We start from the raw sequence: 23,580 nt of genomic DNA on the forward strand, positions 1-23,580 counted from the left end.
TTATGAGCTTAAATTTCTCTCTATCCATGGTGCTTCTTCAAGGAATAGCGAACAGGAGGAATTATTTAGTGCCTCTTCTAGCATTATAAGTAAATCATCAATATAGCTTGTTAGAAGTTGATTATCAGTATTTAATTGTGATATATTTTGCTTTATTTGAGATATCAACGTATATCCATTAGAAATTCTTTTTACGCTAGGGAATAATATACTCATTATTATCTCATCAAAAAGATCATTGACTTTCTGGAAAGTTTCTATTAATTTCTTGTTTATTTCTTGGTCATTTTTGACTTTGTCATCTTTCTTTATAATATCATTAAGCTTTTGCATCACGTAGTATATTCTTAACAAAATAGAAGAATTTACTGCAATTATAAAGTTTCTTAATGTGTCTCTTTCTGAATTATATCTTCCTCCCATACTCCTTCTTAATAACATTAAGTAAACTCTCCTAAGATCTTCAATGGTTGATTGAACTTCTGAAGGTGATTGACCTTTAAGAATCGCAATAACATCATCAACTTTCTTAGCTATAATATTAAGTATTCTTCTAAGTAGTGATTCAATACCAATTTTTTCTGTATCTAATAAACAATCAAGCCTTATTTTATCGTCTGTAACCTCAGATAGTTCTATTCCTACTAATTGCTTTGAGAAATTCACCACGTCTTCTATTTCTTTATGTTCTAAAGTTTTCTTAGATGAAAAAACAATCTCGTCATAACCTAAAGCATACAAACATGGAATTGCGGTTGTCATTGATTGCTTAAAACTGTCTATATCAATCTTCACTGCCCTTTTGTTAGAATTTAACTTTATTTTTTCAGCAACTAAGCGTAAAGTACCGTCTTCTGAAATTTCCATAATTATCTTATCTCCTGGCTTAATTCCCCATCTATTTATCCACTTCTTTGGTAATGTTATAAATAAAGAAGAAGAACCTAACCTTTGAACTTTCCTAGTTTCAACATCTTTTGAAAACCTTGTAGTTTCATCTGACAAGAATTTATCCCTATTTAATCTACTTGAACGCCGTTTATATAAATGTTTCTAAAGCTTACTAACAGCTATATAAAAAGCAGTTTTTATCTCATTTCCTTTTCTTTATTGTTACTTTTAATAACCATTTAGCTTTAGAAACATCCATTGTTGCAGGATCAGCGTCTTCTGGTAAAGTAATATTCAATCTATATTCTTTTCCATCTTTTGTCTTGCATGCAATGTATAATTTTCTTGGTCTTGATTCTACTTTTAAAGTAGATAAGTTAGCTTTAGGCATATCTATAAGATATTCGTAACTCTCATCAGTCTCTCTAAAAGAATAAAGTGGTGATGAAAATCCCTTAAATTCTTTTTCAAATTCTTCCTCTATTCTTCTTAATTTTTCTTCTTCCTTTTTTATTAAATTTTTTATTAGTTCATCCAGATCTCTAAACGCCGGCATCTCTATCACGCATAAGTCATTGGCCTGCTTGAGGCGTAAGTAGGTAGTTCTTGCTTTGTCTGCTCCATTAATCCTTTTATCTTATCTCTAATGTCTTCAGCTTCTTTAAGTAACTCATCAACATTTATGTTAAATCCAATATATTTACTTAGTATATTAATAGCTATCGCAGATGCTTCTGGATCCGGTAAATCAAGAAAAGATTCAACAACTATAACAAAATTAGCCAAATTGTTCTTGTGAGATTCTATTAATAATGGTGCGTAAGGGCCAGCTATATAGCCGTCACCAAACTTTTCCATTAATCCTAATTTTTGCAAATCTTGTGCTGTTTCATCATTATTAGCAATCCAATACGCATTTAGCTTTTCAGCATTTAATCTATCTTGTATTGGTAAACCAGTTATTGAAATAATATTAGATATCCCATATCTCCTAGCTACATCAACTATTATTTTTGTCAGTGGAATGATGGCAGAAGAAGGTATTGCTATCCATGAATGAAACACTACAATATTGTGATTATGATATAACCTTATAGGTGATTTTGCTACTCCATCTTGAACATGTGAAATAGGAGGTAAAATGTCTGGAGCATAGATCTCAGCAAATTCTTTTAATTTAAGTTTATCTATTAGATACTCTGTAGCAATTACTCCTACTAGTCCAGCATCTGGTAATCCAACAATTAGATATGTGGGTTTACCTAAAGTAGGAACATATTTTTCAATAATTTCATATTGACTCATTTTAAACCCTCTTTCTCTTTTATTAATTCACTATATTTTTCCGGACTTAACAATTTTTCCATTTCGTTTTTATCTCTTATTTCTAGTTTAAATATCCAGCCTTCACCATAAGGGTCTCTGTTTATAAGCTCTGGTGAATCTAGAAGTTTTTGATTAACTTCAATAACTTTCCCAGAGAGGGGTGAATATATATCTGCTGCAGCCTTAACTGATTCTACAACAGCAATAGAATCCCCCGATTTAACTTCTCTTCCAACTTCTGGCAATTCTACACCTACGATATCACGTAATTTTTTCTGCGCATAGTCTGTTATTCCTATGATTGCTATGTTATCTTTTACTAATATCCATTCATCTGTTTCTGAATAATATCTGTCTCTTAGTATTTTATACTTTCCACCAACTACTATTTCACTCATGTTAATCACTAAATGAAAGGAAAGTCTTGTAATTTAGCTTCAACTTGCTTATTCCTTATTTCTATATTAACTGAGTAGCCGAAAATTGCATGCTTTGAATTTATATAACCCATTCCTATAACTCTATTAAGATAAGGAGAGAAAATAGAACTTGTAACATAACCTATTTCGGAATCTAACAGCTTTATTTTATTATCTTTTCTTGGTATACTTCTTTCCCCTTTTTTTAACTTTAATCCAACTCTTATCTTTTCTACTCCATTCTTTAATTGTTCTATTATTTTTTCTCTGCCTACGTATTGCTTATCTAGTGAAAATACCCAATATCTTGCTTCAACAGGAGTAGTATTTTCATCTATGTCTTCTCCATATAATACAAAACCCATCTCTTGCCTTATACTATCTCTGCATATCAAGCCAGCTGGCCTTACTCCTACTGAAACTAATCTTTGTATAATTTTTGAAATAGTTTCTGGTACTCCCCATACTTCAACGCCATCCTCTCCAGTCCATCCAGATCTGCTTAAGAGAAATACCTCCTCACCAAGAAATTTAGTATTCAATCGGAACTCTAATGGTTTTAACTCTATCTTCTCTATAAAATTCCATACATTTCTTCCTTGTATTGCTATCATGGCATATTTAAAGGTTAAATCTTCAACTTCTAAAGAAGAATTTGATTCAATCCAGTGTATTACTTTTTCTCTATTTATTGCATTTGTGACTATAAGAAATTCATTATCACTTACTTTATAGCTCATTACATCATCTACAAATCCACCTTTATCATTAAGAAATGCAGTAGGACCTACCATATTATTTACAGGAGTATTCCTAATATCTTTAGCAATAAGATAATTAAACTGATCAATATTACCTTTAACTCTTAATCTCCCCATATGCGAAAGATCAAAAAATGCTGCAGAAGTACGAACTGCCATATGTTCTTCTTGATAAGAAGAATATTTCATCGGCATTTGCCATCCAGCAAACTCGCCTATATCGGCATTAAGTTTAGATTCAATATCCAAAAGAGGTGTACTAAACATTTTTAATTCATATATTGAATACTAGTAGGCATATTTATATGGAGATGCATCCATGGTTACCAAATCTAAAGTATATTAATGAAATGCTAGAAAGCATAGGAGTAAATAACATTGATGATTTATTTAGAGACGTACCAACTGAAATTATATTAAAGAGAGAATTAAATATAGATTATAAAAAGCCTCTTTCTGAGTATGAAATCCTTCTAAAGTTGCAAGAGTTACAAGATAAAAACAAGAGATTAGTAATGCCACCTTTTTTAGGAGGAGGAATTTGTCCACATTATATTCCAGAGGCTGTAAAATTTATAATAAAAAGATCTGAGTTTTATACTGCATATACTCCTTATCAACCAGAAATTTCCCAAGGATTACTACAAGCGTTATTTGAATATCAAAGTCTAATTGCTGAACTTTTCGAAATGGAAGTAGTAAACGCTTCTCTTTATGATTGGGGAAGTGCTTTAGCTGAGGCAATAATGATGGCAAATAGAATTAACAAAAAAAAGACAGTATTAGTACCTAAATTAATGAATCCTTATCATAAGGAAGTTGTAAAAACTTGGACCTATGGTAAAGATATTAAACTTTCAGAAATGCCAATCAATAAAGAAACTGGAACTATAGATGTAGATAAGATAGAATTAAATGAGGATATTTCGGCTATTTATATTCAACAGCCTAACTTTTACGGTATATTTGAAGATAACATAGAAGCAATAGTCGATCTTGCAAAGAAAAAGAAAATAATTACAATCATGGGGGTTTCTCCGTTAGCTTTAGGCCTAATTAAACCGCCAGGCGAATACGGAATTGACATTGCTGTAGGAGATGGACAAGAATTAGGATTACCTATGAACTTTGGTGGCCCACTTTTAGGCATACTAGCAACAAGATGGGATGGACAATTAGTAAGACAAATGCCTGGAAGAATAGTAGGACTAACTAAAGATGTTGAAGGAAATAGAGGATTTACTTTGATTCTTCAAACTAGGGAACAGTTTGCTAGAAGAGAAAAAGCTACATCAAACATAACAACAAATGAAGCCCTTATGGCTATAGCAGCAGCAGTTTATCTTTCTTTGCTTGGAAAAAACGGAATAAAAGACCTTGCTGAAGAGATATATATTAGAAGTCATTACGCTGAAAGTAGATTAAAAAATGCCGGAATAAAAAGGATTTATAATGGAGATTTCTTTGAAGAATTTGCTGTTGATTTTGGAAGAAATTATGATTTAATTTACGCTAAATTATTAGAAAAAGGTATACAAGCGGGTTTGAAACTTAATTCCACTCAAGCCTTATTCTGTGTAACAGAAGTTCATACTAAAGATATGATAGATAAGTTAATAGAAAACATTAGTGAGGTGTTATGAGTGAAATGGCATCAAGCTACATGGGATGAACCACTAATATTTGAATATAAAGGGAAAAATAGGGTAGGCTTAAAGATACCAATAGAAGAAGAGTTAAGAAAGCAAGTAAAAATTAATTTACCAATAAATCTTAGGAGAAAAGATATAGATTTACCGGAGCTAAGTGAGTTAGAAGTAATTAGACATTTCATAAGGTTGTCACAAATGAGTTTCGGAGTAGATAACGGCATGGTACCCTTAGGATCTTGTACCATGAAATATAACCCTAAAATAGAGGAAGAGGCAGATAATCTGACTCAAAATTTACATCCATTACAAGATGAATCGACAGTTCAAGGAATATTGGAAGTTATTTATGACATGCAAAGATGGCTAGCTGAAATAACCGGAATGGAGTTGTGTAGTCTACAAGTGCCTGCTGGAGCAGCCGGAGAACTTGCTGGAGTATTAATGATTAAAAAATATCATGAGATTAAAGGTAGGAAAAATAGAGATGAAATGCTAGTTGCTGATACGGCACATGGAACTAACCCAGCTAGTGCATCGATGGAGAATTTTAAAGTGATTTATATAAAGTCGAATAATGAAGGGTTGGTAGATATTGATGTACTTAAGGAAATAGTAAGCGAAAGGACGGCTGGATTTATGTTGACTAATCCTAATACATTAGGATTGTTTGAAGAGAATATACTGGATATTGCAAAATACATACATTCAGTTGATGCAAAGCTTTATTATGATGGGGCAAACCTTAATGGCATTTTAGGTATAGTTAGGCCAGGAGATATGGGGTTTGACATAGTTCATTTGAACTTGCATAAGACCTTTGCTGTACCTCATGGAGGAGGTGGGCCAGGTGCTGGAGCAATTTGCGCTAAAGGAGAGATGGTTGATTATCTGCCATATCCACTTGTAGAGAAAAAGAATGGAAAATATTCACTAACTTATATACCTAAATATACTATAGGTAAGATAGCTACATATTATGGAAACATTGGCAACGTAGTAAGAGCTTATATCTATATTCTTGGATTGGGAGCTGAGGGCATATCATTAGTAGGTAAGATGAGCACGTTAGCCACAAATTACTTGATTTCTAAACTTAAAGATGTAAAAGGATTAGATTTAATTGCACCAAATAGACCTAGAAAGCATGAGGTAGTATTTTCTGCTAAAACGTTAGCTAAAGAAACTGGAGTTACAGCTAACGATATAGCTAAGGCGCTATTAGATAGAGGATTCTATGCTCCTACTATATATTTTCCTCCCAATGTAGAAGAGGCATTAATGATAGAACCCACAGAGACAGAACCAAAAGAGGTTTTGGATAGTTTCGCTGAGGCAGTAAGAGATATTATAAATTTGGCATATACTAACCCTAATGAGGTACTATCATCTCCAAAAAATACGGCAGTTAGGAGATTAGACCAAGTAATTGCAAATCATCCTTCAAGTGTTACTCCAACATATAGAGTGAAAAGATTAAGAGAAGAAGGAAAAATAGGTTCCTTAAAGTAATGAGAAAAGTATTGAGATATAACCAAGATAAGGTATAGATATAACAACGCCATTAATCTCAGCAACTTTTCCTATAACTTGTGTTTGAGATACTCCATATGGTCCTTCTAAACCAATTTTGTTATCAGGCTGAGGATTTGTTATATGATCTACTCCTTGGGTGACGTAATAGGTTTCTCCATCAATATAGTTTATTTTTATCACATGATGTATAACATATGTATTAAAAGTAGGCGATTTATATATTATTATATCTCCTATTTTAATATTGCTAGGAGATGTATAAAATGTTAAGTAACCATTTTGAAAAATAGGATACATTGAAACTCCTTCAACGCTTGCTGTTTGCACTACTCCAGATAAAACTACAATATAGATTAAAATTATAACAACAAGAAGTAATATATCACTCTTCTTCATCTAGATCACTAAGATCTAGTTCAATTACTTCAGCCCTATCTTCTTCCTCTTTTTCATCCCCAATTTTCTTTACACCTTTTTTACCTTCAACTTCTACTGAACTTCCGCCAGCCCTTATCTTTGAAACGACAGCTTTCCATTTATGACCATTAGGGCATTCAAAAGACCCCATTACTGTTATTGTTATTCTTCCGTAAGCGTCAGGGATTGGAGACACTAATTGCCACGTTTTAGTAGGTTTTTCAACTCTTGTACCACATGTAGGGCATACGTAGGGATCACTTTGCTTTTTTCTAGGCATAATTTGTATGATGAAAAACAAGACTATAAATTAATTCTCCTAATATTGCTGTTGAAAATAACGTAAATATTAAGAGATTAATCTTTCTCTTTATAGCAAAATTATAAGATATAAGGTTAAAAATAATCAAAAAAGGGTATAGGAGAGTAGGACTATAAAAATATGAAACAAGATAAGGAGCTGTAGTCCAGGCTATATAAAAAGCTTTTTCATTACTAAGCTTACCTTTAAGAATTTTAGCATAAAAAGGAGTTAAAGTACCATACACGACAAAAATTAGAAAGCACAAACATAATGACATATTAATCCTTGCTCTTAATTAACATTGAGATTTAAATGAATGACGACTACTTTAGGATAAAAAGAATCAAAGGTTATCAAATTCTAGATTCAAGAGGAAACAAGACAATAAGAGTAAAAGTTGAAACATATGGCGGAATATCAGCCACTGGCGATGCTCCAGCGGGTGCGTCAAAGGGAAGTAGAGAAGCAATAGAATTAAGAGATCAAGATGGGGGAGTAACTAGAGCAATAGAATTAGTTAATAGTCTAATTAACGATTCACTAAGAGATTTTGATGTTAGAAATCAATTGGGAATAGATCTTACTCTAATAAAAATGGATGGCACCCCTAATAAATCAAAAATAGGTGGAAATACCACAATTGCCACTTCTATTGCAGTAGTTAAGGCAGCGGCAAAATCCCTTGGTCTCGAAGTGTTTCAGTATATAGGAGGGCCTAGAATAAGATATTTGCCTATTCCTCTATTAAATATTCTTAATGGAGGACTTCATGCTGGTAATGAGTTAAAAATCCAAGAATTTATTATAATACCTCTAAAGTTTGATAATTTTAGTGAAGCGCTTTTTGCTGCCGACGAAGTATACAAGAATTTGAAAGGACTAGTAACAGAAAGATATGGAAAAGTTTACACTATGTTAGGCGATGAAGGAGGAATAGCTCCTCCATTATCTAAAACAGAAGATGCACTCGATTTGGTCTATACTGCTATTAAAAACTCTGGTTATGAGGATAAGATTATGATGGGAATAGACGCAGCATCTTCTGACTTTTTTGATGGAAATCACTACGAAATAGATGGTAAAAAACTTACACCAGATGAAATGATAGATTATTATGTTAACTTAGCTTCCCGATATCCGTTATTGTATATAGAAGATCCCTTCAACGAGAACGATTTCGCAAGATTTTCTATACTTCAACAAAAACTAAAGAAAAGCATAATTACTGGGGATGATCTCTTTACTACTAACATAGAATATTTAAGAAAAGGAATTGAAATGAATTCTGCTAAAGGTACGATTGTAAAACCTAATCAAATAGGCACATTATCAGAAACTTTTGAATACATTGAATTTGCTAAAAAGAACTCTATTAAAACAATTGTAAGTCACAGAAGTGGAGAAACTGAAGACTCATTCGTAGCAGATTTAGCCGTGGGAGTTCAAAGTGATTTTATTAAAACTGGTGCACCAGCAAGAGGAGAAAGAACGAGCAAATATAATAGATTAATAGAAATAGAAACGGATTATGGATTAGAATATTATGGTAAAAAAATTTATCTTTAAGGTATTAAAATACCTATTATTATTAAAAATATAGCTAATACTAGCATTAACATTACAAAAGTCCTAAAAGGCATGTTAGGAAGCTCTTTAAATGCCTTGACTAATCCATATATAATAGCTCCTATTAATACCATAAATACAATAGCTAATCCTATGACAATTAATCCTGTTGCTAAAGGCGATGCATTAAAATGAAATAAACCAGCTAATTGAGAAGTGACGTTAGCAAGATTTTGTAAGCTCATACTTAATCGTAAAGTATATCTTTCTCGTAAATGTTTTTTAAACTTTCTTACATAATATTTTCCTGCGGATGATGAGGGTTAAAAGCGCTTAACGGTGATGAACCTCTACCTTCTGAGGAGCACAAACCTTTATAAGTAAAATATTGTAGAGCTCATATTTTTGAGGAGTATTACCATGCCAATTTCAGTTGATGTATTAACGAAGTTTGTTGGGCAAAAGATTAAAGATGTATATGGTAGGGACGTTGGTAGTATAATACACGTATATACTGAAATTGACGGAACAGTAACTGGCATAGAAATCTCTTACGGTAATTCATTTGTTACTGTTAGCCCTGACATGATAAAAATGGACGGAGATTCAATAGTATTATTACCAGAATGGAAAACTGAAGCCATAAAGATTTTAGGCTATATGGAGAAAATAAGAAGAAGGCAGAAAGCCTTAGAAGAGTTATACTCAAAACAAGAAATTCCAAAGAGTATGTATGACGATATGAAAAGAAAGCTAGATTCTGAATTACTAAAATTAAGAGAAGAACATACAAAATTGAAAAGTAAATTAAAGACAAGATTGAATGAAATTGAAGATCAACTAGCTCAAATTGATAAAGCTACAATCTCACTAAAGATGAGTTATATTTCTGGTGAATTACCAGAAGTAGCTTATAAGAATTCTATGGAAATTTTGAGACAATCAAAAGAAAGTTATACGTTAGAAAGGGATGATATAAAGAAGACTTTAGATAAATTGGATGGTTTGGATAAAGAGGGAATAGATATTAAGCCTTCTCCCTCATTAACTACGCAACAAGAGCAACCTACAAAAACGGATAATAACAAATCGGAAGTACCATTGCCAATACCAGTAAGGGTAATAAATACTTTGTAACTAATTTAGTGAAATAGTATGTTTGATAAGATTTCATCATTTTTTAACAATGACAGAAAACGTAAGGCACAATTAGGCAAAGTTATCACAGAAATATCTTTGAAATTAAAGGACCAACAAGATAGGCTTGATGAAGCAATTAGACGACTGCGAGAAAGAGATAAAGAACTATATGAAAAAGTAATAAGAGCTCAAATAGAAGGAGATATGGCTAAAGCAACAATATATGCTCAAGAAATTTCAGACATAAGGAAAATGATCAAAATAATTTACACTGCTTTCTTAGCTATAGAAAAAGTAAGAATAAAATTAGACACTGTACAAGAACTACAAGGCGTTTCGTTAGTATTATTACCAGTAATGAAAGTTTTAGGACAGCTAAAGGATCAGATTAGAGGTATAGCCCCAGAAGTTGCAATTGCATTAGATTCAATAACGAGTAGTGTGAATAGCATTGCTGTTGAAACTGGAGCGCTGAGTGAAAAGACCGTAGTACCGACAGTAATTGATGAGGAGGCACAAAAAATATTAAATGAAACTAAAAAAATGGCAGAAGATAAACTAAAAGAACTGTTGCCAGAATTACCCTATCCGCCAAGTGATACCCCATATTCTAGGAAACAACCAATAGAAATAAAACATGAACAAACTAAACCTAAGAAGAAACCCACAGAAGAAGATTTGCTTAATTACATAAGACAAACTGGTGGATTCTTAGATGTAGAACACTTTTGTAAAATATATGATGTAGAGAAAGATGAGGTCTTTGACTTACTTAAATCGCTAGCAGCTAAGGGTTTAGTAACTTTAGAAGGGTGAGTAGATGTCAGCTCAAGCAATGTTAGAAGAAATGGCTAGAAAATATGCTATAAATGCTGTAAAAGCTGACAAGGAAGGAAAGGCAGAGGATGCAATAAACAACTATAAAAAGGCAATAGAAGTGCTTTCACAATTAATTGCATTATACCCAGATTCTCCATCTATTAAAGTTTATGAGCAGATGATAGCGGAATACAAAAAAAGAATAGAAGTATTAAAGGAAGCAGTTCCAGCAAGTGGCAGTGATTCAAAGCAAGTTGACATCGAGGATCTTATAGTTAAGGAGAAACCTAAAGTTTCCTTTAAGGATATTGTAGGTCTTAATGACGTAAAAGAGGCATTAAAAGAGGCTATAGTTTATCCTAGCAAAAGGCCAGATCTGTTCCCATTAGGATGGCCTAGAGGGATACTATTATATGGTCCTCCAGGGTGTGGTAAAACAATGATAGCTGCAGCTGTAGCTAATGAAATAGACTCCTATTTCATACAAGTAGATGCTGCTTCCATAATGTCAAAATGGTTAGGCGAAGCAGAGAAAAATGTAGCAAAAGTATTTAATAAGGCTAGAGAAATAAGCAAGAAAGAAGGAAAACCAGTAATAATATTTATCGATGAACTTGATGCGTTATTAGGAATTTACAGTAGTGAAAACGGTGGTGAAGTTAGGGTTAGAAATCAATTCCTAAAAGAGATGGATGGTTTACAAGATAAGTCAGAGAACTTTAAAGTTTATGTTATAGGAGCTACAAATAAACCTTGGAGATTAGATGAACCTTTCTTAAGAAGATTCCAAAAAAGAATATATGTAAGACTTCCAGATTTCCAACAAAGATTAGCATTACTTCAATATTATACATCAAAGATTAAGATGGAAAACGTTGATTTGAATAAAATTGCTGAAATGACAGAAGGATATACAGCCAGTGATATTAAGGACATTGTTCAAGCTGCTCAAATAAGAGTAGTTAAGGAAATGTTCGTTAATAACTTAAATGAGCCAAGACCCGTAACGATGGAGGATTTCATTGAGGTAATCAAAATTAGAAAGCCAAGTGTTAACCAAGAAATGATTAAAGCTTATGAGGCATGGCATGAGAAGTTTAAAGCTTTATGATCAGATACCCCAGGGTTCATATCACCTATCAAGTTGGCATGACTCACATCATCTCAGAAATTATATCTTTTACAAATTTTCCAGTTGACTTAGACCTATAAATTTTTTTCAAAATATCTTTTTCATCTAATTTTGTTCTTTCTTTCCAGGTGTTTAAGGCCTCTTTTAATTTAATTGTGGCTTCGTAATGATATTTACATAAATCACCGTATTCAGCCTCTAGGTCACAATACTTACATTTCTTATACTTGACCAATCCAAGAATTTTGGCTAATTTAATCCCTATTTGATCCTTATATTTTTCATAATTTTCTAAGTACTTCTTAAGCGTGATAACCGTGTCTTCAACTACTTTGTCAACTGTCTCCTTACCATCTAATATACTATTAAGCTTCTCTTCCATCTCAGCAGTAAGCTTAACACTAGTTAAATCTTTAAAATAATCTTTAAGGACTTCAACAACTACGATTCCTAAAGGAGTTGGATAAATAGATCCTCTCTTTTGAAAAAGATATTTTCTATCAAATAAAGTTTCAATTATCCTACCTCTCGTAGCTTCTGTACCTAAGTTAAAACTCTCCATCCATTTTAATAATTGTACTTTATTATATCGTTTAATATTAGGTTTTAAAACATCCATCTTCACTGATACAGACTCTATTTCCACTTCATCACCCCTTTTAACGTTAAGTAGTTCCTCGTCAGTTACATTATAATAAGGATAAAGTAGTAACCAGCCTCTAAATTGCACTTTTTGCCTTGTAATTTCTTCGTCTATGTTGGATTCTTTAAATGAAATTATAACTTTTTGACTTTTAATGATAGCGTCTTTTGATATACTAGCTAAAAATCTTCTCGTTATTAATTCTAGAAGTTTATATTGTTGGATAGGTAACTTTTCATTTATTCTATTTCCAGTAGGATAAATAGCTGGATGTGCTGGGTCATCTTTAGTCCCTTGTCTTACCACATATTCTCCTTTAGTTATGCTTCTTGTTAATTCAACTAGATTCTTAAAAGATAAAGCTAAGCCATTAACTATACTATTTATATCAACTGATGAAGGAATCTTCTGGCTATTAGTTCTCGGATAACTTATTAATCCGTCTAAGTAGAGTTCCTCAGCTAATCTTTCCACATAATATGGTGAATAACCTAAGATCTTGCCTGCTTCAGCTTGTAAATCTCCTAAATTAAATGGTGAAGGTCTAGTTAAGGTTTTATCTTCTACTTTAACATCTTTCACAATTACTTTTGATTTCTTAATTTTATTTGCGAAATCTTGAGCATCAGACCTATTCTCAAAAGTTCTATCTAATGTTATGCTTATGATCTCTTTATCAATCTTAACCTTTACACTAACTTTATACATAGGTAATGGAACATATTCCTCACGTGAAATTTCATTATCGACTACATGAATTAACGTTGGACTTTGAACTCTACCAGCACTTAAAATAACTTTCTTTTTACTAACCGATTTTACAGCTAACATTAATGCTCTGCTAACGTTAATTCCCCAAATCCAATCTACTTTATGCCTAGCTATTCCAGCATTAATCATGTTGTAATCTAATGGAGAGAGATTTGAGTATGCTCTTTGAATATCTTGTTTAGTTAAAGCTGAAAATTTCATTCTTTTTGCTTTTCTTAGATCCCCAAAGAACTTTATTATCATATAACCTATTACTGATCCTTCTATGTCATAATCACATGCATTTATATATTCAATAGCGTATTTAGACAAAGAACTTAATAAGTCATAGTATTTTTTTGTATATCTAGCTGATTCATCTATCTCCCAAAGAGGTTTCCAATCCATAGAAAAAACTGGAAAAGAGTTATTCCCATAAAGATTAAATAGATGACCAGCTGCGGGTGCTATAACATTTATTTTACCTTTATATGTTACAACCCAGTAGTTTACTGAATACTTTCTACATGTTATTGGTCTTTCAGAAAGAGCTTCAGCTATTTTTCTTGCAGCTTTACTCTTTTCTGCAATTATAAGAATATAACTTTTCGGGGAACAATTCATATTATTTGAACTCTACTTTCTTTACACTTACTAATTCAACTTTTCCATTAGGATATACTCTCCTAACAGTAATAGGCAAAACTCCTCTTTTAAGTTCCTCTTCAGCTATACTTATTACATCATTAAAAGGTAAGTTGTTAGTATCAATTAATGGAGATGCTCCCATTGCAAGTTGTAAAGCTCTAGCACTAACTATTCTAGCAATCTCATATTTAGTAAGCCTATTCTTCCAACTTTCTTCAAAAATCTTATTTATACTCACAGTAAAACACTCCTAAAAGTTTTAAATAAGATTAACTCCACTCTACTTCTTCTCTCAAAGGTTCAGGAAGTTTGCACTCTTCCGGTGGCCTATAATCATATTCTTTTCCTAATATTTTTGCAGTAGCTTGAAGCAATTTATTAACTGCCCTATCATCAACCACTCCTAGCAAACCTATTCTTATTATTTTTTCTTTTAATTCTCCCATACCGCCAGAAATTTCTATGTTAAATTCTTTCAACTTTTTCCTAAAATCTGGAATTGGAGGAACTCCTGCTACTACTGTATTAGAGAAGTTTGATTCGTTACCAAAAAGTGAAAATCCATATGAAGATAATACTTCTCTAACAAATCTTACACAAGCTTCATGCCTTCTCCATCTGTTCTCAATTCCTTCTATCTCAAGAAGTTCTGCAGCTCTTAAAGACGCATTAAACACTCCTACTGCTGGAGTAAATGGAGTTTCACCTTTATCCTGGAACTTTAGATGAAGAGAAATATCGAGATATGATGGAAGGTTTTCTGTTACTAATTCACTTATCCCATCTTTTGATAATGCAACAAATGCCATCCCAGGAACGGAGGCTAAGGCTTTTTGACTACCAGTAGCAATTGCATCAATCTTCCATTCATTTACTAAGATTTTATACGCAGCAAAACCAGAAACAGAATCTACTAGTATCTTTAGGCCCTTTCTCTTTACAACATTTACAACATCTTCTAAGTTTCTAAAAGCTACACCACCGCTTGTCTCATTATGAACAATAGCGACAGTTGTAGCATCTTTATTTTCATCAATAGCTTGCTTTATCTCTTCTAAAGAAAATGTGTTACCAACTGGTTTCTCATAAACTTTTACATTTGTTCCTCTCCTTTTCAATGAATCTACAAGTCTCCTTCCAAATTCACCATATGGAAAACTTATAACCTTTTCTCCTGGCTTAGTTAGAGAATATATCATTGATTCTACTGCTAATGTTCCAGATCCAGTAAGTAAAGCTACTCTTGTAGAGCTAAAATGTTTATTCATTAATTTTTCTAGTCCAGTTACTATTTCTCTAAACCCTTCACTTCTATGATTAATTACTAATGTAGAAGCTTCTCTTACACTTTTAGGTACTTCAACGGGGCCAGGAATTAATAACATTTTAGATCATCCCTAACTCTTTCATTGCGTTAAGTAAGTTTTGAGTAGTCATTTCAGCAACTCTTTTTTGAGCCTCTTTTGTTTGAGCCCCTATATGTGTTGTAACTATAACTCTCTCATGTTTTAACAGTTCTAATTCCCATTCTTCTTTAGGTGGTTCGTTCCAAAATACATCAGTAGCGTAAGCATACACTTTTCCTTTTTTAATATAATCTAATAGGGCAAGACCATTAACAGCAACTGCTCTACTAGTGTTAACAATAATTACATTATCCTTCATCATTTCAAATTGTGGATAATCAAGTATTGGTTTAGCGTTTTTGCCTACAGTAACATGAAGGCTAATAACATCAGAATTCTTAACTAACTCTTCTAAGCTAACCGCTTTTGCATTTATTTTCTCAGCTTTCTCCCTTATATCTACTATATCATATGCAAGAACTTTCATTCCCATTGCATTTGCTATTATTCCTACTTTAGTTCCTATTCTACCAAAACCTATTATTCCAATAGTTTTCTCAGCTAATTCTAACCCTTCAAGTTTTTTGAATATCCCTGATTTTGCTAGATTCATAGAAGTGTACATCTTTCTTGCAGCAGCTATCATTAGTCCTATAGTTAATTCTACAGCCGAATCCGTAGAAGCCCCAGGAGCGTAAACAACTCTTATCTTTCTTTTTTCAGCCTCTTCTGTATCTATATTGTCTAAACCAATACCAGCTCTTGCTATTATCTTTAGCTTTTTACCTCTTTCAATAACTTCTCTATCAACTTTTGTTCTACTTCTAACTACGATAATATCATAATCTTCTATAACTTTCAATAGTTCTTCTCTACTTATTTCTGGTTGATAGTCAACTTGTACTCCTTTATCTTTCAAGCTTTTTATCAAGATCTCATCTATGGGGTCCGTAATTAAGACTTTTATAGTATATACGGCCATACATAGAACACCCCTTTAAAAATTATGAAATTTAAGAAGTTAACATGAGATTGATGATGAGAAGAAGAAGGAGAAGAAGTTATAAGAATAAGGAATTCTTAACTTTTCCAAAGTTTCTAGCATTTTATTTGTATTCATTTTAACCCATGATAACCATTTGTTACTCATTTTTATATTTTTTTATTCTACTTTACGATTGTATTAGTTTGTTTAAAAAATATATACAAATCGAGCAATCCCACTTGAATATTTAAATTAGAACTAATTGACTTAAGTAGACTCTCTGCTAAATAATAATCCTTTGGTTTTTTAATTTTTAAACTAGTAGTTCCAATTTCGTTTAAGAACTTTAATATATGTCTATCTATTATAGCGAGATCAAAATAACCTACATTTCTCAAAAAATGACTAGATTCTTTCAAACCTAAACCGTTTATATTATTATAAAGAAAATCTCTAGCCTCTTCTTGTGAATAATCTGCTATTGGTTTTATTTTTAATTTAATATATCCATAATACTTTTTTATCTCTGCTATGTATTTTGCTTTCAAATTATAGAATCTATATCCGCTTTCTTTTAATCTTTTAGCAATCTGTTTCTCTTCTAAAAATAAGATGTCGTCTAATAAATAATTAAGAGCTTTGTATGCTGATATAAAAGAACTATTTGCTGTCAAAATACATAAAATTAATTCTCTAAACCAAACTTCCTCTCCAGCTCTGTTATTTAATCTAAACTCTTCTGCTCTTTCTAGCACTCTTGCTCTTAGCTTTGGATTTTTTACTAGATCTCTTAGCACTTTTCTTCTTCCTCTTCGCCTTTTTAACTTTTTCTTTCTTAGGTTTACTTCCACTAAATTCATCTTTTAGAACTACTTTTGTAAAACCTTCATCAAATTCTAAAATAGCAAAAGGCTTATCAAATGAATCAGTGATATCAAATCCCACTAATATATAATCCTTATCAAAGAACGTTAGCCAATTTACTTGTATTTGTTCAGCATTTTCAAGAGAAATAGGGATTCCAATTCTTAATAATTTCAATGGTTTAGGTAATATATATTGCGAAGTAACTCCTTTAATAAGTAAAGGAGTAGAATTATGAACATAAGCTATTCCTTCTTTTAATGAAATATTATCTAGTTCTTCATCCGAATTTATTTCTATTTGTTCCTCTTTACTCTTTTTAACCTTAATACCTATAATACCGGGATAAAGTTGAACATTTTCTCCGTTAAAATATTCAACGATAGCCTTCAATTTTTCCCATATATTATAACTCTGAGAAACTAATTAAATTCACTTTATGAAAGCCAAAGTATAACACAATCCTCACGTTAAATATAAATATTTCATAGTGTCACTTTTAACCATGAGTATTAAAATAAGAGGCTCTAACGCTTACGGACATAGTGGATGGTTCACAGTATATTGTAGGATATGTAATAGAAAATTAAAAATAGGGACTGATTTAGTTTACAAATGTCCTAAATGCGAAAAGAAGTATAATGCCTACTTCTGTGAGGCAGATGCTAGAGGATTAAAATGGAAATGCCCATATTGTAACACAGAACTAGTGCCAGTAATATGAATATAAAGAAATTTTTTGTAAATAATAAGCAAATTGCTATAATAAATGATTCCATTGTATATTTAGATACTGATAAGATAGTTGATGGAACAGAAATAGTAAAGAGATTAAGTTTTATTAATGATAAAATAGCTTATTTAGATTTTGATTACTCAACTCAAGACTTCTCTCTTAAAAAGCTTGTATTTTGCAAAACAAGACTTCATATATATCTATGTAATGTATTAATAGAGTTAAAAAACCAAGCCTTAACACCAGAAGAAATTTACAATAAGTTAGAGGAGGTATTAGATAAGGTCATAACATAACCTTCTTGTCGAAGTTTTCTATTAACCTTATCTACAATCTGAGTAAGTAATTGAGCATCTAAGGACTCAAATCTTATATAAACATTAAGTTGTTTCGTCTCATTGAATGCTGTGTAAATTATGATGAGAGAATCTTTTGATGGAGCGCATATTATTGTAGCACCAGCCTTAATAGGATTACAAAAATCTACTAGTTCTTTTTCTAAAAGATCTACTACATAAGGTAATCTTGAGAGCTTTAAAGGATCAGAAGATAAGAGAATAAATTCTACTCTAAACATTATTTCACCTCTTTAAGATTTATTTTCTTAACTGGAATGTTAAGCTTATCAAAGATTTTCTTTACGATCTCTGAATAATTTTTGTCTCCTTTAATTAATTTCAATTTTAATTTCCTATAATTCATTATAAGCTTTGGTTCTCCACCTGAGTAAACTATCACTTTTCCTTTCACTTTATTTTGGAGGTTCTTTATTAAGTAGATATAGACAAATGTTTTATCATTAGGTAAATCTATTATTCCGGCCTCTCCAACTTTATATATTCCATTAACTTTTCTTACTTTTGTTGGTTTATACTCGTAAATATTGTTATTATCTACAACAAAAATTAGCGTCCTTATAGCATGTTTTCCACTTTTACTTTTGCTATTTTCTAAGTAAACTTCCATTTTTTATCGACCTAACTGATTCTAATAAGCCATCAATTGTTATTTTATCTTCAAGATACGCATCTATAAGTATATCGTTTCTAAAAAGTAATCTTAAGAGAGATCTTCTTAGAGGGAGAGAGGAATATTTATATAGCTCTAGTAATTTATGCTGAATATTTATACCATTATACATTTTTTTTAATTTTTCATCAATAAATTCATCAAATTGCTTCTCCTTGTAAATTGCCTCAAAAGCTGTTTCTGCTGAAATAGCTGAAGGTCTTATCCCTTCACCACTTAAAGGAAATACTAATCCTCTAGCTTCTCCTATTCTATATTTTTTATCCTTAACTGGAGAGACAGAAATTGGTGCTCCTCTAATATCCAATATTAGAGCGTCAGAATACTTCTCTTTAATGTAGTTCAGTAGTAGCTCTTTTGAGTTTTTGTATTCTAAAAACCCTGCCCCTATATTTAATATCCCTTCTTCGCTCGGAAATATCCAATAAAATCCAGTATATCTAGTGTCAAACTCGAATATTGCAATATCATCAAATTTACTAGTTTTTACTAAAGCCCTTGTTGTGTAAACTACATTTCTGTCCATATCATATGGACCTTTAGCATCAATTACCATATCAAACTCGTTTTTATTAAAAAAAGAAATGTGAGAAACACCTACTTTTTCTCGCATCTGGTTTATCCATTTCCATTTATCTATTACTAACCACTTTGTATTTCTATATTCAATATCATGAACAAGTTTCCTATCTAAGTAGAACGCAAATCTCTTTATATTAAATTTTATTTCCCATGGTACGGGAGGATTATAAACGTTAGGTACAATATCACCACAAGGTTTAACGTAGTTTTCTCTAATGTCGAAAAGTTTTACATCATAATTAGTTCTAGTCTTTATCAAATATGATAATAATGCCCCTGATACTCCTCCCCCTAGAATTGCTATTTTTGTCATTTTAAATGCTTTTTAAAGTAGCTCCTTATAAATTAGTGTTAAGGTGAGTAGTTATTGTTATCCCAAGAGGAAATCAATAAGAAATTAGAGGAATGGCCTAAGCATTATGACCCAAAAGAAATAGAATTAAAATGGCAAAAAATTTGGCTTTCAAAAGAATATTGGGAGGAAGTATTTAGATTTAAGGATGAAGATGATAAATCTCCCGTATTCATTATAGATACACCACCACCTTTTACTAGCGGAGAACTACATATGGGTCATGCTTATTGGGTTACTATTGCGGATACTATTGGTAGATTTAAAAGATTACAAGGATATAATGTACTTTTGCCTCAAGGATGGGATACTCAAGGGTTACCTACAGAACTAAAAGTTCAGTATAGACTCAAAGTACCCAAAGAGAACAGAGAACTGTTTTTGAAAAAATGCATTGAATGGACTGATGAAATGATAAGAAAAATGAGAGAAGCTATGATAAGATTAGGTTATAGACCAGAATGGGAGCGCTATGAATATAGAACTTATGAACACAATTACAGAAAAATAATACAGAAAAGTTTGCTTGAAATGCATAGAATGGGATTGATAGAAATGAGAGAAGGACCAGTTTACTGGTGCCCTAAATGTGAAACAGCATTGGCACAAAGTGAAGTTGGTTATTTAGAAAAAGACGGAATCTTAGCTTACATTAAATTCCCCTTAAAGGATGGTGGAGAAATTATTATTGCGACAACAAGGCCAGAACTTTTAGCAGCCACACAAGCTGTAGCTGTTCACCCAGAAGATGAAAGATATAAGAGCCTTGTAGGTAAAATAGCAATTGTTCCTATCTTTAATAAAGAAGTAAAGATAATAGCTGATGAGGCAGTAGAGAAAGATTTTGGAACTGGAGCAGTTATGATAAGTACTTACGGTGATCCTCAAGATATTAAGTGGCAATTAAAATATAATTTGCCTACTACTGAATTAGTAGATGAGAAGGGCAAAATAAAGAACACTAACGGTATTTTAGATGGTTTAAAAATAGAAGAAGCTAGAAAGAAAATGATTGAATTACTTAAAGAAAAAGGATTCTTAGTTAAAGTAGAACAATTCAAACACAATGTTTTATCACATACAGAAAGGAGTGATTGCCTTTCACCAATCGAGTTCTTAGTAAAGAAACAAATATTTATAAGAACCTTGCAATTCAAGGATAAATTATTAGAAGAATATAAGAAAATGAAGTTTATACCTTCAAGAATGGCTTATTATCTAGAAGATTGGATAAAAAGCTTAGAATGGGACTGGAATATTAGCAGACAGAGAGTTTATGGTACACCTCTACCATTCTGGTATTGTGATAATAATCATCTCATTCCTGCTAAAGAAGAGGATTTACCAATAGATCCAACTAAGGCTAAACCACCTTATGATAAATGTCCCTATTGTGGCTTACCATTAAAACCAGTTACCGATGTAGCTGATGTCTGGATAGACTCGAGCGTAACTGTAATCTATCTAACTGGATTTTACACTGATAAGAAGAAATTTGAAAAGACTTTCCCTGCCTCATTGAGATTACAAGGAACAGATATAATAAGAACATGGTTATTTTACACCTTCTTTAGAACGTTAATTCTTACTGGCAATATTCCATTCAAGGAAGTTCTAGTTAACGGTCAAGTTCTGGGTCCAGATGGTACTAGAATGAGTAAAAGTAAGGGAAATGTAGTGAATCCATTAGATAGAATTGATGAATTTGGAGCAGATTCAATAAGACTTACTTTGTTAGACGCTAGGATAGGAGACGACTTTCCATTTAAGTGGGAAACAGTAAGAGGTAAAAAGTTACTTCTACAAAAATTATGGAATGCTGGTAGACTGTCTTATCCGTTCATAGGAAAGAAGAAGTTCGAAAAACCCACCCAACTCCATCCTATTGATAAATGGATATTGCAAGAGCATAAGAGATTTATTAAAAAAGCTATTGAAGCTTATAATGAATATAATTTCTATGAGGTAGTTGAATCATTATATTCATATTTCTGGGAAACTATAGCAGACGAATATCTTGAACTAATTAAACATAGGCTCTTCGCAGAAGATACCTCAGCTTTATACACATTAAGCAGAATATTCAAGGATTTACTTATAGTACTACACCCGATAGCTCCCCACATTACAGAAGAAATGTACAGCAGACTATTTGGAGATAAAATCTCAATTCTCTTAGAAGGTTTACCTAATGTGAATGATATTGAAGAAGATATTAACATAGACACTTTAGGAAAGTATATTAAGGCTACTACATCTGCCATAAGAACTTTAAAGATCCAAAATAGAATACCTATACCAGTGACAATTAATGTTAAACTTATCGGACCAAAAAATTACATAGAGACTATAAAAAACGTTGAAGATGACATAAAGAAAACGTTGAAGATTGACAAGGTGATGTATGAGGAAGGACAAGAAATAAAAGCAGAATTATTAAAATAGTTCAGCCCATGGGAGTTCCGTTCATCTTTCACACTATCAGGGTGTCATCAACATATCAATAAACTCTTTCATCCTTTTTATACCTTCTCTTATATCATTTTCATTTACAGCAAAACTGAGTCTAACAAACTCTTTACCTACATCTAATGGAAACACTTCACCTGGTATAGTAGTTACTCCTTTTTCCTCAATAAGCTTTAATGAAAAATCTTTTACACTTAAGTTACTTTTCCTTAATATTTCCCCTACATATGGAAACATATAGAATGCTCCAGCACTTTTATAAACTTGTATCCACTTTATTTTCTTTAACTCTTCATACATCGTATCTCTTCTTTTTCTAAATAAAGATATCATCTCTTTCACTTTATCAAAAGAATCAAAAGCAGCTAGAGCTCCCTTCTGAGCAAAACTAGTAGCACATGTATATATGTTAGCAGCTAATGCAGCCATTTTCCTAATGACATTTTCTTTTGCAACAACATAGCCTAATCTCCAACCAGTCATTGAAAAGGTTTTACTAAATCCATTTACATATATTACATAATCTCTCCAATCTGGGTCTTCAAGCACACTCTTCATTTTACCCTCATAAATAAAATAATCATATATTTCATCTGATAAGAGAATTATTCTTCTTTCTTTCGCTATTTGCATTAATTTTTCTATTTCTATTGGATCAAATACCATACCAGTAGGATTATGTGGATTATTTAGTACTATCATTTTAGTCTTTTTAGTTAATTTTGATTCTACTTCGGATAAATTAAGAGAGAAACCCGTATTCTCGTTAAATTTCATTTTTACATATACTGGTACTCCTCCTAACATCTTTACGACTTCTGCATAAGAATAAAAAGAAGGATCAAATATTAGAACTTCATCCCCAGGATTTATATACATTAAAAACGCAAGATATAATGCCGTTTTTGCTCCAGGAGTTATGATTACTTCTTCTTTTTTTACTTTACCGTATTTGTTACTCAGATGTTCAGCAATTTTTTGTCTTAACTCGTCTATCCCATAGGCTGAAGTATAGCTAGTAAATCCCTCATCTAAAGCTTTCTTTGCGCTTTCTCTGATTTTACCGAAGGTAGGAAGATCGGGTTGACCAATTCCAAAATTTATTATTTTTATTCCTTTAGTTTTCTGTACTTGTCTTGCAAAATCTTGATACACTAATGTGGATTCTCCAGTTATACTATTCGCTGAAATGGAAAAGTTATCTACTGACATAGGA

General features: G+C 31.9%; 27 protein-coding genes. 9 read left to right on the forward strand and 18 right to left on the reverse strand.

Features of this window, described 5'->3' with window-relative positions; translation table 11 throughout:
• The 5 genes from ACAM25_RS11105 to gcvT form a co-directional block, all read right to left on the reverse strand.
• On the reverse strand, positions 1–1,005 hold the full coding sequence (locus tag ACAM25_RS11105; RefSeq protein WP_369609783.1) for an AbrB/MazE/SpoVT family DNA-binding domain-containing protein: 1,005 nt from the start codon (positions 1,003–1,005) through the stop codon (positions 1–3).
• Between the two features lie 88 nt (positions 1,006–1,093).
• Positions 1,094–1,447: an Hsp20/alpha crystallin family protein gene (locus tag ACAM25_RS11110; RefSeq protein WP_369609784.1), complete on the reverse strand. Its 354-nt coding sequence runs from the start codon at positions 1,445–1,447 to the stop codon at positions 1,094–1,096.
• 5 nt (positions 1,448–1,452) lie between these two features.
• The gene (locus ACAM25_RS11115; protein ID WP_369609785.1) at positions 1,453–2,196 is read right to left on the reverse strand and encodes a proteasome assembly chaperone family protein; all 744 of its coding nucleotides are present in this window, start codon (positions 2,194–2,196) and stop codon (positions 1,453–1,455) included.
• On the reverse strand, positions 2,193–2,615 hold the full coding sequence (gene gcvH, locus ACAM25_RS11120) for a glycine cleavage system protein GcvH (RefSeq protein WP_369609786.1): 423 nt from the start codon (positions 2,613–2,615) through the stop codon (positions 2,193–2,195). Before gcvH ends, ACAM25_RS11115 begins: the two co-directional genes overlap by 4 nt.
• Positions 2,616–2,623: 8 nt before the next feature.
• Positions 2,624–3,664: a glycine cleavage system aminomethyltransferase GcvT gene (gene gcvT, locus ACAM25_RS11125; protein WP_369609787.1), complete on the reverse strand. Its 1,041-nt coding sequence runs from the start codon at positions 3,662–3,664 to the stop codon at positions 2,624–2,626.
• Positions 3,665–3,702: 38 nt separating this feature from the next.
• On the opposite strand from gcvT, the gene gcvPA reads away from it, so the two are divergent.
• Together gcvPA and gcvPB are read left to right on the forward strand one after the other, a co-directional pair.
• On the forward strand, positions 3,703–5,040 hold the full coding sequence (gcvPA, locus tag ACAM25_RS11130) for an aminomethyl-transferring glycine dehydrogenase subunit GcvPA (protein ID WP_369609788.1): 1,338 nt from the start codon (positions 3,703–3,705) through the stop codon (positions 5,038–5,040).
• Positions 5,041–6,558: an aminomethyl-transferring glycine dehydrogenase subunit GcvPB gene (gcvPB, locus tag ACAM25_RS11135; RefSeq protein ID WP_369609789.1), complete on the forward strand. Its 1,518-nt coding sequence runs from the start codon at positions 5,041–5,043 to the stop codon at positions 6,556–6,558.
• Here gcvPB and ACAM25_RS11140 read toward each other — a convergent pair.
• Positions 6,550–6,978 carry a signal peptidase I gene (locus ACAM25_RS11140; RefSeq protein ID WP_369609790.1) on the reverse strand — a complete coding sequence of 143 codons (429 nt, stop codon included), beginning with the start codon at positions 6,976–6,978 and terminating at the stop codon, positions 6,550–6,552. The genes gcvPB and ACAM25_RS11140 overlap by 9 nt on opposite strands.
• On the reverse strand, positions 6,965–7,279 hold the full coding sequence (locus ACAM25_RS11145) for a chromatin protein Cren7 (RefSeq protein WP_369609791.1): 315 nt from the start codon (positions 7,277–7,279) through the stop codon (positions 6,965–6,967). The genes ACAM25_RS11140 and ACAM25_RS11145 overlap by 14 nt, the downstream gene beginning before the upstream one ends.
• Positions 7,280–7,615: 336 nt before the next feature.
• Between ACAM25_RS11145 and eno the strand changes: the two genes are divergently transcribed.
• Entirely contained in the window at positions 7,616–8,869 is a 1,254-nt protein-coding gene (eno, locus tag ACAM25_RS11150; RefSeq protein WP_369609792.1) for a phosphopyruvate hydratase, read from the forward strand.
• Here the strand turns inward: eno and ACAM25_RS11155 are convergent.
• A complete protein-coding gene (locus tag ACAM25_RS11155; protein ID WP_369609793.1) occupies positions 8,866–9,114 on the reverse strand; it encodes a hypothetical protein in 249 nt (82 codons plus the stop codon). The genes eno and ACAM25_RS11155 overlap by 4 nt on opposite strands.
• A gap of 175 nt (positions 9,115–9,289) precedes the next feature.
• Here ACAM25_RS11155 and cdvA point away from each other — a divergent pair, with 175 nt between their 5' ends.
• From cdvA to cdvC, 3 genes are read left to right on the forward strand one after another with little or no spacing between them, the layout of a single operon-like run.
• Positions 9,290–10,006 (forward strand): cell division protein CdvA, encoded by a 717-nt coding sequence (gene cdvA / locus ACAM25_RS11160; protein WP_369609794.1) that lies wholly within the window; start codon positions 9,290–9,292, stop codon positions 10,004–10,006.
• Positions 10,007–10,024: 18 nt separating this feature from the next.
• Positions 10,025–10,825, forward strand: coding sequence for a cell division protein CdvB (gene cdvB / locus ACAM25_RS11165; protein WP_369609795.1), 801 nt, complete (start codon positions 10,025–10,027; stop codon positions 10,823–10,825).
• A gap of 4 nt (positions 10,826–10,829) precedes the next feature.
• On the forward strand, positions 10,830–11,939 hold the full coding sequence (gene cdvC / locus ACAM25_RS11170; RefSeq protein WP_369609796.1) for a cell division protein CdvC: 1,110 nt from the start codon (positions 10,830–10,832) through the stop codon (positions 11,937–11,939).
• Positions 11,940–11,982: 43 nt separating this feature from the next.
• On the opposite strand, the gene ACAM25_RS11175 is transcribed toward cdvC, so the two are convergent.
• The 6 genes from ACAM25_RS11175 to ACAM25_RS11200 all read right to left on the reverse strand — a co-directional run bounded on the left by ACAM25_RS11175 (position 11,983) and on the right by ACAM25_RS11200 (position 17,589).
• Entirely contained in the window at positions 11,983–13,977 is a 1,995-nt protein-coding gene (locus ACAM25_RS11175) for a DNA topoisomerase I (RefSeq protein ID WP_369609797.1), read from the reverse strand.
• 1 nt (position 13,978) lies between these two features.
• The gene (locus tag ACAM25_RS11180) at positions 13,979–14,239 is read right to left on the reverse strand and encodes a DNA-directed RNA polymerase subunit K (RefSeq protein WP_369609798.1); all 261 of its coding nucleotides are present in this window, start codon (positions 14,237–14,239) and stop codon (positions 13,979–13,981) included.
• 31 nt (positions 14,240–14,270) lie between these two features.
• Positions 14,271–15,386 carry an alanine--glyoxylate aminotransferase family protein gene (locus ACAM25_RS11185; protein WP_369609799.1) on the reverse strand — a complete coding sequence of 372 codons (1,116 nt, stop codon included), beginning with the start codon at positions 15,384–15,386 and terminating at the stop codon, positions 14,271–14,273.
• A 1-nt stretch (position 15,387) separates the two neighbouring features.
• Entirely contained in the window at positions 15,388–16,329 is a 942-nt protein-coding gene (locus ACAM25_RS11190; RefSeq protein ID WP_369609800.1) for a D-2-hydroxyacid dehydrogenase, read from the reverse strand.
• A 185-nt stretch (positions 16,330–16,514) separates the two neighbouring features.
• Entirely contained in the window at positions 16,515–17,129 is a 615-nt protein-coding gene (locus tag ACAM25_RS11195) for an N-glycosylase/DNA lyase (protein WP_369609801.1), read from the reverse strand.
• The gene (locus tag ACAM25_RS11200; protein ID WP_369609802.1) at positions 17,062–17,589 is read right to left on the reverse strand and encodes a hypothetical protein; all 528 of its coding nucleotides are present in this window, start codon (positions 17,587–17,589) and stop codon (positions 17,062–17,064) included. The genes ACAM25_RS11195 and ACAM25_RS11200 overlap by 68 nt, the downstream gene beginning before the upstream one ends.
• A gap of 112 nt (positions 17,590–17,701) precedes the next feature.
• On the opposite strand from ACAM25_RS11200, the gene ACAM25_RS11205 reads away from it, so the two are divergent.
• Together ACAM25_RS11205 and ACAM25_RS11210 are read left to right on the forward strand one after the other, a co-directional pair.
• Positions 17,702–17,920, forward strand: a complete 219-nt coding sequence (locus ACAM25_RS11205) for a hypothetical protein (RefSeq protein ID WP_369609803.1) — start codon at positions 17,702–17,704, stop codon at positions 17,918–17,920.
• Positions 17,917–18,228, forward strand: a complete 312-nt coding sequence (locus ACAM25_RS11210; RefSeq protein WP_369609804.1) for a hypothetical protein — start codon at positions 17,917–17,919, stop codon at positions 18,226–18,228. Before ACAM25_RS11205 ends, ACAM25_RS11210 begins: the two co-directional genes overlap by 4 nt.
• Here ACAM25_RS11210 and ACAM25_RS11215 read toward each other — a convergent pair.
• From ACAM25_RS11215 to ACAM25_RS11225, 3 genes are read right to left on the reverse strand one after another with little or no spacing between them, the layout of a single operon-like run.
• Positions 18,186–18,509, reverse strand: coding sequence for a hypothetical protein (locus ACAM25_RS11215; RefSeq protein ID WP_369609805.1), 324 nt, complete (start codon positions 18,507–18,509; stop codon positions 18,186–18,188). The genes ACAM25_RS11210 and ACAM25_RS11215 overlap by 43 nt on opposite strands.
• On the reverse strand, positions 18,509–18,898 hold the full coding sequence (locus ACAM25_RS11220; RefSeq protein ID WP_369609806.1) for a hypothetical protein: 390 nt from the start codon (positions 18,896–18,898) through the stop codon (positions 18,509–18,511). Before ACAM25_RS11220 ends, ACAM25_RS11215 begins: the two co-directional genes overlap by 1 nt.
• Positions 18,876–19,856 (reverse strand): NAD(P)/FAD-dependent oxidoreductase, encoded by a 981-nt coding sequence (locus ACAM25_RS11225; RefSeq protein WP_369609807.1) that lies wholly within the window; start codon positions 19,854–19,856, stop codon positions 18,876–18,878. Before ACAM25_RS11225 ends, ACAM25_RS11220 begins: the two co-directional genes overlap by 23 nt.
• A 54-nt stretch (positions 19,857–19,910) precedes the next feature.
• Here ACAM25_RS11225 and ACAM25_RS11230 point away from each other — a divergent pair, with 54 nt between their 5' ends.
• Positions 19,911–22,340, forward strand: a complete 2,430-nt coding sequence (locus tag ACAM25_RS11230; protein WP_369609808.1) for a valine--tRNA ligase — start codon at positions 19,911–19,913, stop codon at positions 22,338–22,340.
• 36 nt (positions 22,341–22,376) lie between these two features.
• Here ACAM25_RS11230 and ACAM25_RS11235 read toward each other — a convergent pair whose 3' ends face one another.
• Complete coding sequence (locus ACAM25_RS11235) at positions 22,377–23,576, reverse strand: pyridoxal phosphate-dependent aminotransferase (protein WP_369609809.1); 1,200 nt, start codon at positions 23,574–23,576, stop codon at positions 22,377–22,379.
• Positions 23,577–23,580: the final 4 nt, after the last annotated feature.

It is taken from the genome of Sulfurisphaera javensis (assembly GCF_041154675.1).
GTDB classification, from domain to species: domain Archaea; phylum Thermoproteota; class Thermoprotei_A; order Sulfolobales; family Sulfolobaceae; genus Sulfurisphaera; species Sulfurisphaera javensis.

Excerpts from the sequence above, each read along its gene's own strand:
- ACAM25_RS11225 (WP_369609807.1), bottom strand. The coding sequence starts at position 19,856 with ATGACAAAAATAGCAATTCTAGGGGGAGGAGTATCAGGGGCATTATTA.
- ACAM25_RS11175 (WP_369609797.1), bottom strand. The coding sequence starts at position 13,977 with ATGAATTGTTCCCCGAAAAGTTATATTCTTATAATTGCAGAAAAGAGT.
- cdvB (WP_369609795.1), top strand. The coding sequence starts at position 10,025 with ATGTTTGATAAGATTTCATCATTTTTTAACAATGACAGAAAACGTAAG.
- gcvH (WP_369609786.1), bottom strand. The coding sequence starts at position 2,615 with ATGAGTGAAATAGTAGTTGGTGGAAAGTATAAAATACTAAGAGACAGA.
- cdvA (WP_369609794.1), top strand. The coding sequence starts at position 9,290 with ATGCCAATTTCAGTTGATGTATTAACGAAGTTTGTTGGGCAAAAGATT.
- eno (WP_369609792.1), top strand. The coding sequence starts at position 7,616 with ATGAATGACGACTACTTTAGGATAAAAAGAATCAAAGGTTATCAAATT.
- ACAM25_RS11215 (WP_369609805.1), bottom strand. The coding sequence starts at position 18,509 with ATGTTTAGAGTAGAATTTATTCTCTTATCTTCTGATCCTTTAAAGCTC.
- ACAM25_RS11190 (WP_369609800.1), bottom strand. The coding sequence starts at position 16,329 with ATGGCCGTATATACTATAAAAGTCTTAATTACGGACCCCATAGATGAG.
- ACAM25_RS11235 (WP_369609809.1), bottom strand. The coding sequence starts at position 23,576 with ATGTCAGTAGATAACTTTTCCATTTCAGCGAATAGTATAACTGGAGAA.
- ACAM25_RS11110 (WP_369609784.1), bottom strand. The coding sequence starts at position 1,447 with ATGCCGGCGTTTAGAGATCTGGATGAACTAATAAAAAATTTAATAAAA.
- ACAM25_RS11155 (WP_369609793.1), bottom strand. The coding sequence starts at position 9,114 with ATGAGCTTACAAAATCTTGCTAACGTCACTTCTCAATTAGCTGGTTTA.
- ACAM25_RS11185 (WP_369609799.1), bottom strand. The coding sequence starts at position 15,386 with ATGTTATTAATTCCTGGCCCCGTTGAAGTACCTAAAAGTGTAAGAGAA.
- gcvPA (WP_369609788.1), top strand. The coding sequence starts at position 3,703 with ATGGAGATGCATCCATGGTTACCAAATCTAAAGTATATTAATGAAATG.
- ACAM25_RS11220 (WP_369609806.1), bottom strand. The coding sequence starts at position 18,898 with ATGGAAGTTTACTTAGAAAATAGCAAAAGTAAAAGTGGAAAACATGCT.
- ACAM25_RS11145 (WP_369609791.1), bottom strand. The coding sequence starts at position 7,279 with ATGCCTAGAAAAAAGCAAAGTGATCCCTACGTATGCCCTACATGTGGT.
- gcvT (WP_369609787.1), bottom strand. The coding sequence starts at position 3,664 with ATGTTTAGTACACCTCTTTTGGATATTGAATCTAAACTTAATGCCGAT.
- ACAM25_RS11210 (WP_369609804.1), top strand. The coding sequence starts at position 17,917 with ATGAATATAAAGAAATTTTTTGTAAATAATAAGCAAATTGCTATAATA.
- ACAM25_RS11115 (WP_369609785.1), bottom strand. The coding sequence starts at position 2,196 with ATGAGTCAATATGAAATTATTGAAAAATATGTTCCTACTTTAGGTAAA.
- ACAM25_RS11140 (WP_369609790.1), bottom strand. The coding sequence starts at position 6,978 with ATGAAGAAGAGTGATATATTACTTCTTGTTGTTATAATTTTAATCTAT.
- cdvC (WP_369609796.1), top strand. The coding sequence starts at position 10,830 with ATGTCAGCTCAAGCAATGTTAGAAGAAATGGCTAGAAAATATGCTATA.
- ACAM25_RS11205 (WP_369609803.1), top strand. The coding sequence starts at position 17,702 with ATGAGTATTAAAATAAGAGGCTCTAACGCTTACGGACATAGTGGATGG.